The organism is Halomonas sp. N3-2A (assembly GCF_002216165.1).
Taxonomy (GTDB): domain Bacteria; phylum Pseudomonadota; class Gammaproteobacteria; order Pseudomonadales; family Halomonadaceae; genus Vreelandella.
Genome location: NZ_CP022286.1, coordinates 3,514,064 through 3,529,726 on the forward strand (window position 1 = coordinate 3,514,064; position 15,663 = coordinate 3,529,726).

At 55.4% G+C, this 15,663-nt stretch carries 12 protein-coding genes; 7 read left to right on the forward strand and 5 right to left on the reverse strand.

Annotated elements, in window-relative coordinates:
* Positions 1-79 precede the first annotated feature (79 nt).
* From CEK60_RS16360 to guaD, 4 genes are all read left to right on the forward strand, one after another.
* Positions 80-1,438 (forward strand): NCS2 family permease, encoded by a 1,359-nt coding sequence (locus CEK60_RS16360; RefSeq protein WP_089040954.1) that lies wholly within the window; start codon positions 80-82, stop codon positions 1,436-1,438.
* 106 nt (positions 1,439-1,544) lie between these two features.
* A complete protein-coding gene (gene xdhA / locus CEK60_RS16365) occupies positions 1,545-3,029 on the forward strand; it encodes a xanthine dehydrogenase small subunit (RefSeq protein ID WP_089039922.1) in 1,485 nt (494 codons plus the stop codon).
* A complete protein-coding gene (xdhB, locus tag CEK60_RS16370) occupies positions 3,013-5,424 on the forward strand; it encodes a xanthine dehydrogenase molybdopterin binding subunit (protein ID WP_089039923.1) in 2,412 nt (803 codons plus the stop codon). Before xdhA ends, xdhB begins: the two co-directional genes overlap by 17 nt.
* Positions 5,425-5,459: 35 nt before the next feature.
* Complete coding sequence (gene guaD, locus CEK60_RS16375) at positions 5,460-6,809, forward strand: guanine deaminase (protein ID WP_051626410.1); 1,350 nt, start codon at positions 5,460-5,462, stop codon at positions 6,807-6,809.
* Positions 6,810-6,945: 136 nt separating this feature from the next.
* Here guaD and dapB read toward each other — a convergent pair whose 3' ends face one another.
* Together dapB and CEK60_RS16385 are read right to left on the reverse strand one after the other, a co-directional pair.
* Positions 6,946-7,752, reverse strand: coding sequence for a 4-hydroxy-tetrahydrodipicolinate reductase (gene dapB, locus CEK60_RS16380; RefSeq protein ID WP_089039924.1), 807 nt, complete (start codon positions 7,750-7,752; stop codon positions 6,946-6,948).
* 139 nt (positions 7,753-7,891) lie between these two features.
* Complete coding sequence (locus tag CEK60_RS16385; protein ID WP_089039925.1) at positions 7,892-8,173, reverse strand: DUF2218 domain-containing protein; 282 nt, start codon at positions 8,171-8,173, stop codon at positions 7,892-7,894.
* Positions 8,174-8,445: 272 nt separating this feature from the next.
* Between CEK60_RS16385 and CEK60_RS16390 the strand changes: the two genes are divergently transcribed.
* The 3 genes from CEK60_RS16390 to CEK60_RS16400 are packed head-to-tail and all read left to right on the forward strand — an operon-like array spanning position 8,446 to position 11,376.
* Entirely contained in the window at positions 8,446-9,573 is a 1,128-nt protein-coding gene (locus CEK60_RS16390; protein ID WP_089039926.1) for an ABC transporter substrate-binding protein, read from the forward strand.
* Positions 9,563-10,633: a FecCD family ABC transporter permease gene (locus tag CEK60_RS16395; protein ID WP_198361380.1), complete on the forward strand. Its 1,071-nt coding sequence runs from the start codon at positions 9,563-9,565 to the stop codon at positions 10,631-10,633. The genes CEK60_RS16390 and CEK60_RS16395 overlap by 11 nt, the downstream gene beginning before the upstream one ends.
* The gene (locus tag CEK60_RS16400; RefSeq protein ID WP_089039927.1) at positions 10,627-11,376 is read left to right on the forward strand and encodes an ABC transporter ATP-binding protein; all 750 of its coding nucleotides are present in this window, start codon (positions 10,627-10,629) and stop codon (positions 11,374-11,376) included. Before CEK60_RS16395 ends, CEK60_RS16400 begins: the two co-directional genes overlap by 7 nt.
* Here the strand turns inward: CEK60_RS16400 and CEK60_RS16405 are convergent.
* The 3 genes from CEK60_RS16405 to dnaK all read right to left on the reverse strand — a co-directional run bounded on the left by CEK60_RS16405 (position 11,354) and on the right by dnaK (position 15,657).
* Complete coding sequence (locus CEK60_RS16405; RefSeq protein WP_089039928.1) at positions 11,354-12,256, reverse strand: DMT family transporter; 903 nt, start codon at positions 12,254-12,256, stop codon at positions 11,354-11,356. The two genes, CEK60_RS16400 and CEK60_RS16405, sit on opposite strands and share 23 nt — an antisense overlap.
* Positions 12,257-12,457: 201 nt before the next feature.
* Positions 12,458-13,612, reverse strand: a complete 1,155-nt coding sequence (gene dnaJ / locus CEK60_RS16410) for a molecular chaperone DnaJ (RefSeq protein WP_009723758.1) — start codon at positions 13,610-13,612, stop codon at positions 12,458-12,460.
* 110 nt (positions 13,613-13,722) lie between these two features.
* Positions 13,723-15,657 (reverse strand): molecular chaperone DnaK, encoded by a 1,935-nt coding sequence (gene dnaK / locus CEK60_RS16415; RefSeq protein WP_038480671.1) that lies wholly within the window; start codon positions 15,655-15,657, stop codon positions 13,723-13,725.
* Positions 15,658-15,663 lie beyond the last annotated feature (6 nt).

A 15,663-nucleotide genomic window follows, 5' to 3' on the forward strand; every position in this document is an offset into this window, starting at 1 on the left:
TACGCTTGTCTGAGTTGACCAAATGGTCAAACGCGTTTTTTTCGATAGCTCACCCAACAAATACAAAGAGAATATCGTCATGCCACAAAGCCCTACGCCGTATTCCGGCTCCCCACCCGTCCAGCCAACAAGCACCCTGGATAATTACTTCAATGTCAGCCGCCGCGGCTCCTCGGTGAAGACCGAAGTGCTTGCAGGCATCGCGACGTTTCTAGCCGGGATGTATATCATCGTGGTCAACCCAGCCATCTTATCCGATGCGGGTATTCCCTTTTCTGCAGCACTCTCCGCCACCGTGGTCATCAGCTTTTTTAGTAGCTTGGCCATGGGTTTGTATGCCCGCAACCCAATTTTAGTTGCTCCTGGAATGGGCATGAATGCGCTTTTCACCTACACCCTGGTGCTTGGCGCAGGGTTATCGTGGGAAGTTGCTCTAGGCTGCGTATTCTGGTCAGGAGTACTGTTCGCTATTTTGGCGCTGTTTAACGTTCGCGAAGCCATCATCGAGGCCATTCCAGCCTCATTGCGCTATGCCATCACCTGTGGGATAGGCCTATTCATCACCTTTATTGGGCTCAAGAATGCCGGGTTCATCGTAGCCAACCCAGCGACCCTGATTAGCCTGGGTGATTTAAACGCAAGCCTAATAACCTTCTTTATTGGCCTAATGGCTACCGCGATACTGGTCATTCGCGGTTTCAATGGCGCTCTGATCTTAGGCATCGCCCTAACCACTCTGTTGGCAATCCCTATGGGGCGGCTGTGGAGTGACGACGTATTGGTGGCTTGGCAAGGCCTAGCCGCATGGCCGGATTTCTCGGCGGTAATGAAGGTCGATATTCTGGGCGCCCTCAAGGTGGCTTACCTGCCGTTCATTTTCGTGATGCTGTTTACTAACTTCTTCGACTCACTGTCTTGCTTTATGGCGCTATCCGAGTCAGCTGATCTCAAGGATGCCAACGGTAATCCACGCAACCTTAAGCGTTCCATGACAGTGGATGCTTTCGCATCGATGATCGCGGCCCCTCTCGGCACCAGCGCGGCACAAACCTTTATCGAATCCGGTGCTGGCGTTGCCCAGGGCGGCCGCACAGGACTCACGGCCGTCGTTATTGGCGTGTTATTTCTGCCCTTCTTGTTTCTCTCACCGTTGCTATCCCTAGTTCCCAGCATCGCGACAGCCCCAGCTCTTGTCTTGGTGGGGCTGTTCATGATGGCACCGATTGGAAAAATTGGCTGGAACCGTCTCGATGAAGCATTCCCCGCATTTCTGGCCATCATTTTAATGCCGCTGACGTACTCCATCACCCTGGGTATCGCCTTTGGTTTTATCAGCTTTGTGCTCATCCGGCTGGCCACCGGCAAGCTGGACGAGATTAAGCCTGCTATGTGGGTCTCCGCCCTGTTAGCGGTGGTGATGCTGCTGACAGCACAATAGACGACTCTTCTCATGCTGAGTCATCAAGAAATACCCCGTTTCTCACGCACCACCTGACCGATCGGACAGTAATTAAGCAACCAATAACAACATAACGGGTAGAACTATGATTACATTTCACCTCAATGGGCAACCGCATCGCGTTACAGCGGATGTCCACCTTAGCGTTCTGGAACTGCTAAGAGAACAACTACACCTGACCGGCACCAAGGAAGGTTGCGCGTCTGGTGATTGCGGCGCTTGCACGGTAGCCATCGGGGCACCCGATGCTAATGGCGAACTACGCTACCACAGCGCCAACGCCTGCATCATGCCCGCTCATCAGCTCCAAGGACGCCACTTAGTCACCGTCGAGGGTCTCGCTGACGACCAGCAATACCTGCATCCCGCCCAGGCAGCCATGGTCGAATGCCATGGTAGCCAATGTGGCTTCTGCACGCCGGGCATTGTGATGTCATTGTTCACACTGCACGAAGAACAGCACACTAACCCGCTCGCCACTCCCTTTAGCCCTGAGCGCCTTGAAGCCGCACTTGGCGGCAACCTGTGTCGCTGCACTGGCTATCGCCCCATTCGTGATGCGGCATTAGCAATGAACAGTATCGATGGCCATCGCCCTGAATGGTTAGATGCAACACTGAATGATGCGCAAGATAATCAGCACGTGGCCAACCTGGACGAAACCAGCAGCCGTTTCCATCAGCCTCGCCAGTTGAATGACCTAGTGCGCCTACGCGCAGCCCATCCAGAAGCACGCTTGGTTGCGGGTGCCACTGACCTTTGGCTTGAAGTCACCCAACAACTGAAGGACTTACCACGGCTTATCGACACCACCCGCGTAAGTGAGCTTCAGCAAATTGAACAAGGTCAGGATGCGAGCGGGCGCCCCGGCTGGTGGATCGGAGCAGCCGTCACCTATGCACGCCTGGAGCCCCTACTCGAGAGTGAATATCCAACCTTTGCCCATCTTCTACACCGCCTAGGCTCGGCTCAGGTGCGCAACCGCGGCACCTTGGGTGGCAACGTCGCTAATGCATCCCCCATCGGCGATACCCCGCCGGTGCTGCTGGCTCTTGATGCGCAGCTTCGCCTAGCAGGCCCTAACGGCTCCCGCGAGATTGCCGCCAGCAACTTCTTCATCGACTACAAAAAAACCGACTTAGCTGAAAATGAAGTGTTAAGCGCGGTTTTCATCCCGGCCCCGCAAGCAGGCCATCAGTTGAAAGTATGGAAACTCTCGAAGCGGCGCGAAGATGATATTTCTGCCGTGCTGAGTGCCTTTGCCTGGCATCTGGAGGATGGGTGTCTACGCGATGTCCGCCTGGCCTTCGGTGGCATGGCCGGCATACCTGCCCGAGCCAGTGGGGCCGAAGCGGCTCTCGAAGGAAATCCCCCCTCACCAAGCGTCTTTGAGGCTGCACGCCAAGCACTCGCGAATGACTTTTCACCGATGAGCGATGTTCGTGGCAGTGCCGACTACCGCACGCGCTCAGCGAGCGCGCTACTTGAACGCCTGCGCCTGGTTATCGAATCGTCTACCCACGCCCAAACACACACTCAGGAGGTGATGCTCCATGCGTACGCTCACTGATCTGCCAGCACCACAGCCTGAGCAGAAAGCATTTCAGCCAGCACAACATAGCGGGCGTTCTTTTTCTGGCGCCTCGGCTAATCACGAGAGTGCCATCAAGCATGTCACTGGGCGCGCGGCTTATATTGATGACCTAGCCCTTCCGGCCAATGCTCTCCACCTAGCCGCAGGCCTGTCATCTGTCGCCCACGGGCGCATTACCCGCATGGACCTGGAAGCGGTAAGGTCTGCTCCTGGTGTGGTCGATGTTATTAGCGTGGCAGACGTGCCAGGCCATACCGATATTGGCCCCGTTTTCCCAGGGGATCCCATCATGGCCGACGGCGAAGTGCTCTACGCGGGCCAGGTGCTATTCGCCGTGGCGGCCGACAGCCACCGTGCGGCTCGTCAAGCAGTCGAAAAGGCAATCATCGAGATTGAAGAGCGTCCTGCGAGCCTCGACCCTGTTGCCGCCGCCAACGCGGGTGACCTGGTTCGCCCCACCCATCAACAGATTAGTGGAGATTGGGAAAAAGCCTTTGCCGACGCCGCCATTGTCGTTGCTGGCAAACAGTTTGTCGGCGGCCAGGAGCACTTCTACTTGGAAGGGCAGGCCTGCGTCGCCCATCCCAGCGAAGACGAAGGCGTCATGATTCACACCTCCAACCAGCATCCCAGCGAGACTCAGAAACTGGTTGCCGAGGTACTCGGTATTCCCTTCCATGCCGTTACCGTCGAGACACGCCGCATGGGGGGCGGATTCGGAGGCAAGGAAACACAGGCTTCGCCTTGGGCTTGCCTGGCCGCCTTAATCGCCCGGCGAACCGGGCGCAGCTGCCGCTTCCGCTTACCGCGAGTCGATGACATGCGTGTAACCGGAAAGCGCCACCCTTTTCATAACGACTACCGCCTTGGCATCGATGCCCATGGCGTGATTCTGGGTGGCGATATCAATGTAATCGGCGACTGTGGCTATTCACCCGACCTTTCCGACGCCATTGTTGATCGCGCTATGTTTCACTCGGATAACGCCTATTCGCTGGGTGACGTCCGCGTTACAGGATATCGAGCGCGCACCCATACAGCCTCTAACACCGCCTTCCGCGGCTTTGGCGGCCCCCAAGGTATGATGGTTATCGAAGCGGCAATGGAAGATATCGCTCGTCGTCTGGGCGAAGATCCGCTGACGATACGCAAGCGCAACTTTTATCGCGACGGGCGCAACACGACGCATTACGGCCAGACGGTGGATCAGACCGTTCTCCTGCACGAGCTGGTTGAGCAACTCGAAACCTCTAGCGACTACTGGCAGCGGCGCCGAGAAATCCGGGAGTTCAACGCCAAGAGCCCCGTCATTCGCAAAGGCTTAGCGTTAACCCCAGTAAAATTCGGCATTTCCTTCACCGCCCAGCACCTCAACCAAGCGGGCGCGCTACTGCACGTCTATACCGACGGCAGTGTAATGATCAACCACGGCGGCACCGAGATGGGCCAGGGGCTGCACACCAAGATTTGCCAAGTGGTGGCGCGTGAGCTGGGCCTGGATCTTGATAGCGTGCGCATCACCGCCACGCGTACCGATAAGGTTCCCAACACCTCTCCCACTGCCGCCTCCAGCGGCGCCGACCTCAATGGCCAGGCAGCTCGCGATGCCGCGCTCAAACTAAAAACACGGCTTTATGACTTTGCTGCCGAGCACTACCATCTCGATCGAGAAACCATCCACATCAAAGATGGTTATCTAATAGCCGGCTTTGGCGAAAGTGAACACCGCATCGCTTGGGGAGAGCTGGTTCAGGCCGCCTATCTATCGCGCATCTCGCTATCGGAAAAAGGCTTCTACGCCACACCACTGATCCATTATGACCGCGCTAGCGGCAATGGCCGCCCCTTCTACTACTATGCCTTTGGTGCGGCGGTGGCCGAAGTTTCAATCGATACCTTGAGCGGCGAATACTTGGTAGATCGTGTCGACATCCTCCACGACGTGGGTGACTCCCTGAATCCGGCTATCGATATCGGCCAAGTCGAAGGTGGTTTCATTCAGGGGATGGGCTGGTTAACCAGTGAAGAGCTGAAATGGAATGGCAAAGGCCAACTGATTTCGAATGGCCCCGCGACCTATAAGATCCCCACTTACGGCGATCTACCCGCCACTTTCAACACCTCCTTAATGGAAGGCCACCCCAACTCCATGGCCAGCATCTATCGTTCCAAGGCAGTGGGTGAACCCCCTTTTATGCTTGGTATGTCGGTATGGGCGGCCCTGCGTGACGGCTTGGCCAGCCTAAACGGTTACACCCAGGCGATACCTCTGGACACGCCAGCCACACCGAAGCGAGTCATGGCTGCCGCTGAAGCCGCACGCGCCAAACTTGACCCTGCCGCTGACAAACGGCACAGCAATGGCCGTTAAGCCTTCCCCCTCTAACTATCTTCAGGAGCAACATCATGAATGAAGAGCAAGGACAATGCCTGAAACAAGAGCAGGGGCAAGCCTGGTTAATACGTGCACGGGTCTTGAGTTTCGATGCCGACCCCGGCGATGGTGACACGCCCCGAGAGGGTAGCGTTGTCTACCACCAAGACGGCGCCCTATGGTGGGCCGACGGCCGCATTCAGGGCGTCGGCGACTATCGTACCCTGGCCCCTCAGCTGCCCGCCGATATCAGCGTCATCGACCAGCGTGACAAGCTGGTCATGCCAGGCTTTATTGACAGCCATGTTCACTACGTTCAGCTCGATATCATGGCCTCTTATGGCCGCCAACTGCTGGACTGGCTGAATGACTATACCTTTCCTGAAGAGTGCCGCTTCGCCCAGCGCGCACATGCCGACAACATGGCCGACGCTTTTCTCAAAGAGTTGATGCGAGTCGGGACCACCACCGCCCAAGTGTTCTGTTCAAGCCATCCCAATTCGGTAGATGCCTTCTTCAGCGCCGCCCAACGCCGCGGCCTATGTATGCTCGCTGGCAAGGTACTGATGGATCGCCACGCCCCCGAAGCACTTACCGACAAGACCCTCGGCGGCATTCGTGATACCGAGCGCTTGATCAGCGACTGGCATGGCACCGACCGCCTTGGCTACAGTGTTACGCCGCGCTTTGCCCCCACTTCCACGCGCACCCAGCTTGATGCCGCCGGTGGCCTGCTACGCAACGATGAAAGCCTATGGCTGCAAACTCACTTATCAGAAAACCTCGGCGAACTGGACTGGGTAGCCGAGCTGTTTCCAGAAAGCCGTGACTACCTTGAGGTTTACGAGCAGTCCGGCCTGGTTGGGCCACGCAGCACCTTTGCCCATGGCATTCATCTGGACAATGGCATGCGCAAGCGACTGGCTGAACGCAGTGCCAATATCGCTTTTTGTCCCAGCTCTAACCTCTTCCTTGGTAGCGGCTTGTTCGACCGCCACGCCGCCCATGAAAGCGGGTTAAATCTAACCCTGGCCAGCGATATTGGCGCTGGCACCGATCTTTCCGGATTAGCAACTCTCAAGGCGGGCTATCAGGTAGGGCAACTGCTCGGCCAGCCACTGACGGCCTGGTCAGGTTTCCATGCCCTGACCAGAGGCAATGCCGTATCCCTATCGCTAGATGACCGTATCGGCCGTTTTGCACCAGGCATGGATGCTGATTTTGTAGTCATCGACCTGTCAGCCTCACCGCTGATGGCACGACGTATGGCACGATGCGAAAGTCTGGCAGAGGAGTTATTCACTCTAATGATGCTAGGCGACGACCGCGCTATCTTCGAAACCTGGGCTGGAGGACGCCTACAGCACCGACGTCAAAATTAAGCAGAGAATCAATCAGGAGGGGGCCAAAAAGCAGCGAAGCCCCCTCACCCTGCTAGCGGGTTCGGAGGCCATCCAAACAGTCATGTTCAGCAGCCAACAGAGTGCATACCGAGACGCGCCCTGTTGTACTAAAACACTACTCTAAACCTAATACATCCTGCATATCGTAACGGCCATGCGCTTTATCAGCGACCCAGCGAGCAGCGCGAACCGCACCTTTTGCAAAGGTCATACGGCTGGAGGCTTTATGAGTAATTTCGATACGCTCGCCTTCAGTGGCAAACATCACCGTGTGCTCGCCAACAATGTCGCCAGCGCGCACGGTGGCAAAACCAATCTCTTTGTCGGTGCGCGGACCACACTGGCCTACCCGCTCATAGACCCCGTGCTCTTTTAACGTGCGGCCGATACTCTCTGCGACCACTTCTCCCATCTTAATCGCCGTGCCAGAAGGCGCATCCACTTTATGACGATGGTGCGCTTCAATGACTTCAATATCGTAGCCTTCGTCACCGAGCGCTTTTGCAGCGGTCTCAAGCAGCTTGAGGGTCAGGTTAACGCCGACACTCATATTCGGCGCGAACACCATGGCCACTTTATCGCGGTAGCTATCCAGCTCGGCCAGTTCGTCATCGCTCATGCCGGTAGTGCCAATCACAATGCGTTTGTCGTGCTCGGCGCAGAATGCCAAATTTGCCAAGGTGACTTGCGGCGCAGTGAAATCGATTAGAACATCGAAGTCGTCCACAATCGCAGCGAGAGAATCGACGGCCACTACACCGCGTTTGCCAACACCTGCCAGCTCACCAATGTCCGCACCCGCCAAGGAACTACCTGGCTCAACGATACCGCCTGCAAGTGAGGCATCTGCCTGCTGCTCTACCGCATTTACTAACGTGCGGCCCATACGGCCAGCGACGCCTACAATGGCAATTCGGGTCATGAGAACTCCTGCGCATGCGCCGTTCGGCACCAAGCTTAGTATAAGAAAAACAAGGATAAAAAAGTGGCCGAAATTATAACAGACCCCTGCCAATGATGCGGTGCTTGCTTAGGGCAGCGCGCACGCTGCCTCGAACGGGTTAGTTCTCCCAAACAATTTCCAGCGGCTCGTCTTTTGCCATGCGTATGAGATGACTTTCCACCACCCCTTCCAACTGATCCAGATGCTCCTCTTCCAAGGTTTCGAGGGACACAATCAAGCGATCCGCTTCGACATGCATCAGGCAGGTGCCATTGGCAAATGTGATTTTGGCTTCCTGCTCATTCTGCTCAATCTCAAGCTTATGCGCCCAGTGCTTGCATAAGCGGTTTATCAAGCGCTCACCAGAAGGCGTTACGATTTCGGCACGGGATAAAGGCATGGTGTTTTCTCCAAAAATAGCGAGTGAACTCCTACTAGCGTAATGCCCACAGCGAAAAGCGCCAAGCGGCGAATGATAAAGCCTTGCAACAACACGTTCCAACGACGCCTCCTTAGCAGCGTACCTCGACAAACAAGCCTGTTTTCGTAATAATGCCCAGCTCAGTGAATACGAATTACACGCATAATCAATTTCCTCTTGGCGTTACCTCTCAATAGTCGCGCTGGCGACCCTCGGTTAGTTTCACTTACCAACTGGTGATCAATATAGTTATGTCTTCCCACGCTTTCAGGACGCTACTTAGCGCACTAACCGCCTTAACGTTCACCGCTGCCAATGCTGATAGCATCACCGTCACCGATGTTGCAGGCCGTCAAGTCTCCTTAGACGCGCCTGCCGAGCGGGTTATCTTGGGCGAAGGAAGGCAAATTTATCTGCTTGGCCTGCTGGAACCAGAAACGCCTTTTACCCATGTGGTTGGCTGGCGGGAAGACTTTTCTCAGGCGGATCCCGACAATTACGCCCGCTATCTGGAACGTTTCCCCGACATTGAGGCAATCCCCACCTTTGGTGGCTTCAAAGATGGCACCTTTGATGTTGAGCAGGCTGCGGCGCTTAACCCTGACGTCGTTCTGATGAATATTGAGGCGAAAGCAGCCACTGAAGACGCCGCCTATGACGATAAGTTAGCCGAGCTGGATATCCCTATTGTCTATGTGGATTTCCGTGAGGATCCCATCGCACATACGATTCCCTCGATGCGGATTATTGGCCAGCTGATGGGAGATGAAGCCGCTGCCGAGGAATTTATCGCCTTTGCTGAAGAGCAGATGGCGCGGGTTACTGATGTTATTGAGGACGCCAACCCAGAGCACCCGAACGTGTTTATTGACCGGGCAGGCGGGTATTCAGATGAATGCTGTATGAGCTTTGGCCCTGCTAACTTTGGCGAGTATGTCACCCTGGCTGGCGGTAACAACATTGCCGAAGGCATTATTCCTAACAGCTTCGGCAATTTGAATCCTGAACAAATTATTGCCGCCAACCCCGAGCACGTCGTTGTCACGGGCGGCAATTGGGATGCTTACGTTCCCGGTGGCGCTTGGGTAGGAGTAGGACCAGGCGCAAACATGGATCACGCTCGCGCGAAACTCGAAGCACTCACCGAGCGCACCGCCATGACCGGCATTGAAGCGGTCGACACTGGCAATTTCCACGCCATTTGGCATCAGTTCTATAACAGTCCTTACTATTTTGTTGCTGTTCAGCAATTGGCGAAATGGCTGCACCCCGAACTGTTTGACGATCTCGACCCTGAAGCGACAATGCGCGAGCTGCACGATCGCTTTTTGCCTATCGATTATGCACCCGGTTATTGGATATCTTTAAATGACGACTGACAGCACTGCTATGAATAGCGTGTCCCACGGGCGCGCCTTCTATCGCACCCAGGTATTTCGTCGCCAAATGATCTTGGCGGCGCTGGTCATAGCACTGTTCTTAAGCCTGTGTATTGACCTTGCACTCGGCCCTGCACGCTACAGTCTTGGCGAAGTCGTTGCTGCTTTGTTTACCCCGGAGTCTGTTAGCCAGCAGGCACGTGTCATTTTGTGGGAAATTCGCATGCCCGTGGCGCTGATGGCGTTAGTGGTCGGTGCCAGCCTCTCGGTGGCCGGGGCTCAGATGCAAACGATCCTAAGCAACCCGCTAGCCAGCCCGTTTACGTTAGGCATTTCGGCCGGCGCTAGCTTTGGCGCTGCCCTGGGCTTGGCTTTTGGCGTTGCGATCATTCCTGCGGCCATTGAGTATGTTGTCCCCATCAATGCGTTCCTGATGGCAATGGTGACCGCTTTTTTAATTCACGCACTCAGCCTTAAGCGCGGCGTTACGGTGGAAACGATCGTACTGCTAGGCATTGCGATGGTGTTTATTTTTAACTCATTAATGGCATTGATTCAGTTTTTTGCCAGCCAACAGGCTGTCGCCGCCGTTGTCTTCTGGACCATGGGCAGCCTAACCAAGGCAACCTGGCCAAAGTTTTGGATTGCACTCGGTGTACTGGCAGCCGTCATGCCGTTACTGGCACGCCACGGCTGGGCGCTAACCGCTATGCGCCTGGGGGATGCCAAGGCCGAAAGCATGGGCGTCAACCCGCGCGCACTGCGCTTAGAAGTTTTAGTGCTGGTATCACTACTGGCAGCGATTGCCGTCGCTTTTGTCGGCACCATTGGCTTTATCGGTCTAGTAGGGCCACACATTGCGCGCATTCTGCTGGGTGAGGATCAGCGCTTCTTCCTGCCCGGCTCTGCTTTATGCGGCGCGCTTATTCTTTCGGTTGGCTCAGTGATTTCCAAAATCATTATTCCAGGCACCATTATTCCCATTGGCATTATCACATCACTCGTGGGCATTCCCTTCTTCCTATTTTTGGTACTCAACCATAAGAAGGCATCATGGTAACCCTACAACTTAACCAGGTTTCTGCTCGCTACGGGCGCCGTCCTATTATTCAGGACATAACCACGCCGCGCTTTCAGGGCGGCCAGGTTGTCGCCCTGCTTGGCCCTAACGCAGCAGGTAAATCAACCCTGTTTCGCCGTATTTTAGGCCTGCTAAAAGGGGATGGTGAGGTGATTGTCAGTGGCACCAGTGCTGAACGCCCAGTGGCGTATATGCCTCAAGATACGGGGGCAAAGGCGGTGCTAACGGTGTACGAGTCAGTGCTACTGGCACGTATGCAAGGACGCAGCCTAAAAGTGCAGGCTGAAGACCTTAGCCAGGTCGACCGAGCGCTTGAAGAACTCAATATCAGCGCTCTTGGCGAACGTGATATTGGTGATCTAAGCGGCGGGCAACGTCAATTGGTGAGTGCCGCCCAGGCGCTGGTTCAAGAGCCTGAAATTTTAATGCTGGATGAGCCTACCTCAGCGCTTGACCTTAACCGCCAAATCAACCTGCTAAGCGTACTGCGGCGTCTTGCCGATGAGCGCAACATGCTCATTCTGGTTGCCCTTCACGATCTCGGGCATGCGTTGCGTTTCACTGATGCAGCCATGGTGTTAGAGAACGGCCGTTTAATCGCTTGCGGTCCAACCGAGGAAGTAATTTCACCTGAGTTACTGCGCCAAGTTTACAAAGTGACGGCGCGTATTGAGCCATGCTCAAAGGGCCGTCCTCAGCTTATCGTCGAAGAAGCCGTTTAATCCGGCGGCCTTCCAGTGTGGCCAGCCCGACCCCGCTAAGTAGCAACGGCAGTGCCAGCAAAAAGCCGCTAGAAACCGGCAGGCCAAACAGCAGCCAATCTGCTAACACAGGCCACACCAACGCAATGTATTCAAAAGGCGCTAGGCGTGACGCTTCGGCGTAACGCAGCGCCAGCGTCATCGCAATATGGGCCGTGCCGCCAAACAAGCCAGAAAGCACTAACAACCACACCACATCACCGTTTAGCGGTGCCCAGCCCAAGGGCAGCGTTGCCAACCCCGCTAGCGCAGAGACCAGAATAAAGTAAAAAGCAATGGAACCGGCTGTTTCGGTACGTGAAATGCGCCGTACGGTTAGCAGCGCTCCAGCCGTTAACAGCGCGCTCAGCGCCCCTAGCGCATAGCCAGCCAGCTGCCCTTGCTCGCGACTGGCCTCAAGCCCTGGCAGCACCAGCACCGCCACCCCAGCTAACGCCAACGCAATAGCGCCCGCCCGATAAAGCGAGAAACGCTCCCCCAGCAGCAAGACACCACCCAACGCCATAAACACGGGCGTCAGCTGGGCTAACAACGTAGTTTCCGCGACAGGTAACAAGGCCACCGCCGCGAACGATGCGAACATTGCCGCTGCCCCAAGCCCCGAGCGCAACGCATGCCCCAGTGGACGGCGCGTCGCCAATCCCTGCGGAAACTCGCGACGAAGCATCAAAAAAACAACAATCGGCAACAGCGCAAATAACGAGCGGAAAAACACCGACTGCCCTACCGGCACCTCGTCACTCACTGCTTTAATACACACCAACATACCGGTAAACAGCACGCCGGAAAGCACCCGCAGCCCAATGCCCAACCCAGGGCGAGACTCTTCATCCGCTAGCATTTGCCCTCGTCCTTATGTGCAAATAAGTTATGTGCAAATAATCCACGCTTTAAAAGGGTATCGGTTAGCGATTAATCGATAAGCCCATCAGACCCGCTATTTTACACTATGCAACACAATGAGTTAGCGATAAGCAATCAACAAAAACGCCCCGACACTTGAAAGTGTCGGGGCGCTGATGTGCTGTGAAGTGAATCGCCGTTACGGCTTCATCTCTTCAAAAAACTTCTTCACACTGTCGAAGAAGCCAGTTTTCTTCGGCGAGTGGCTGTGGCTATTGCTGCCGTCAAAGCTCTCTTGCAACTGACGAAGCAGGTCTTTCTGCTCGTCATTGAGATTGACCGGCGTCTCCAGCACCACTTTGCAAAGCAAGTCGCCAGGTGCGCCGCCGCGTACCGGCTTCACGCCTTTACCGCGCAGCCTGAAGAGTTTACCGGTTTGAGTTTCCGGTGGAATCTTCAGCTTCACACGGCCATCCAGCGTGGGTACTTCTAGCTCCCCACCTAATGCAGCGTCAACAAAATTGATCGGCACGTCACACTGCAGGTGTTTGCCATCGCGCTGGAAGATGTGGTGTGGCTTGATCGACACCTGAACATACAGGTCACCGGGCGGGCCACCGTTAATACCACTTTCACCTTCGCCATTCAGACGAATGCGATCACCCGTATCAACACCAGGCGGAATCTTCACCGATAGCGTGCGCGTTTCCCGCACGCGGCCTTCACCGTTACATTTGTGGCACGGCACTTTGATGTGCTGGCCACTGCCGTGACAGGTCGGGCAGGTTTGCTGAACCGCGAAGAAACCTTGCTGCATACGCACTTGGCCGTGGCCATGGCACGTGGGGCAAGTTTCTTTGCTAGAACCAGGTTCAGCACCTTCACCATCGCAGCGGTCACATTCGATATGACGTGGCACGCGGATATCAACGGTTGTGCCGGAAACTGCGTTTTCCAGATCCAGCTCTAAGTTGTAGCGCAGATCACTGCCACGCGCGGGGGCGTTAGGGCCACGACGACGGCCACCACCGCCACCAAAGATATCGCCAAACACATCGCCGAAGATGTCGCTGAAGTCGCCAGCGCCACCACCACCGAACCCACCACCGCCAAAGCCGCCGCCCTGGCCATCAACACCGGCGTGACCAAATTGATCATACGCCGCGCGCTTTTCGCCATCGCTTAAGACTTCGTACGCTTCTGACACCTCACGGAATTTTTCCGCTGCAGTGTTATCGTCCGGGTTTCGATCAGGGTGGAATTTTTGCGCCAAGCGGCGGTAGGCCTTTTTGATCTCTTTCTGATCAGCCCCTTTTTCGACACCCAGGACTTCGTAATAATCGCGTTTGGACATGGGTCCTACGCCTCCTGGTTAGCTACGCACTTAATTAGGCGTCTGCTTCGGAAACAGCAACGCGGGAGTTGTCTCCCGCGCCACCGCATTCCTTAACAGATAGAGGTGATTTACTGTTTCTTTTTGTCGTCGTTGACTTCTTCGTACTCAGCGTCAACCACGTCATCCTCTGGCTTGGTGCTGGCATTTTCAGCACTTTCACCGTCCGCCTGCTGAGCAGCTTCCGCTTGCTCGGCGTACATTTTCTGCGCCAATTGGCCAGACACTTCGGTCAGCGCGTCCAGCTTCTGCTGGATGTTGTCCTGATCGTCAGTCTTCACTGCTTCTTCCAGCTCGCTGATCGCGGTCTCGATGGCTTGTTTCTCGTCATCGGTCGCTTTATCGCCGGCTTCCTGCACGGTTTTGCGAGTGGCGTGAATCATGCCATCTGCTTGGTTACGCAGCTGCACCAGCGCTTCGAACTTTTTGTCTTCGTCCGCGTGAGCTTCCGCATCGCGTACCATTTGCTCGATCTCTTCATCCGTGAGACCGCTGGACGCTTTAATGACGATAGACTGCTCTTTATTGGTCGCCTTATCTTTGGCCGATACGTTTAGAATGCCGTTGGCATCCAGATCGAAGGCCACTTCAATCTGCGGCACACCACGCGGTGCTGGCGGAATGTCGGCAAGATCAAAACGACCCAGCGACTTATTCTGCGAGACCTGCTTACGCTCACCCTGAACGACGTGAATCGTCACTGCCGTTTGGTTGTCATCCGCCGTGGAGAAGGTTTGCGTCTTCTTCGTGGGGATGGTGGTGTTTTTGTCGATCAGCGGCGTCATTACGCCACCCAGGGTTTCAATACCCAGGGTCAGCGGGGTAACGTCGAGCAGCAGAACGTCTTTCACGTCGCCGCCAAGAACACCGCCCTGAATCGCCGCACCAACAGCAACCGCTTCATCTGGGTTGACGTCTTTACGCGCTTCTTTACCGAAGAAATCAGCGGCTTTCTTCTGCACCATCGGCATACGCGTCTGGCCACCGACCAGAATCACTTCGTCGATTTCAGATGCAGACAAACCAGCATCTTTCAGCGCCATTTTGCACGGGTCGAGCGAGCGCTGTACCAGATCTTCAACCAACGACTCCAGCTTGGCACGCGTCACCTTCACGTTAAGGTGTTTCGGGCCAGTGTTGTCAGCGGTGATGTACGGCAAGTTAACGTCTGTCTGCTGGGCACTGGAAAGCTCAATTTTAGCCTTCTCAGCCGCTTCTTTCAGGCGCTGCATCGCGAGGTTGTCGCCAGACAGATCCATACCGCTGTCCGCTTTGAACTGGTCAACTAAGTAGTTGATCAGCGCCAAGTCGAAGTCTTCGCCGCCCAGGAAGGTGTCGCCGTTGGTGGCCAACACTTCAAACTGAGTTTCGCCGTCAACGTCGGCCACTTCGATAATAGAGATATCGAAAGTACCGCCACCCAGGTCATATACCGCGATGGTTTTATCACCACGGGATTTGTCCATACCGTAGGCCAATGCAGCAGCGGTCGGCTCGTTAATGATGCGCTTAACATCAAGACCGGCGATGCGACCCGCATCTTTCGTGGCCTGGCGCTGGCTGTCGTTAAAGTACGCCGGTACAGTGATGACCGCTTCAGTTACCGCTTCACCGAGGTAGTCTTCGGCAGTTTTCTTCATTTTCTTCAGCACTTCCGCACTTACCTGCGGCGGCGCCATTTTTTTGCCTTTTACTTCAACCCAGGCATCACCGTTGTCGGCTTCGGCGATTTTATAAGGCACCATTTTGATGTCTTTTTGTACGACATCATCTTTGAAGCGACGGCCAATCAGGCGCTTGATCGCGTAAAGGGTGTTCTCAGGGTTGGTGACGGCCTGACGTTTTGCCGCCTGGCCTACCAGCGTCTCACCATCGTCGGTGTAAGCAATAATGGAAGGCGTAGTGCGGCCGCCTTCGGCATTTTCAATGACTTTAGCGCTGTCACCATCGAGCACTGCCACACAAGAGTTGGTGGTGCCCAGATCGATACCAATAATGCGTCCCATAGCAAA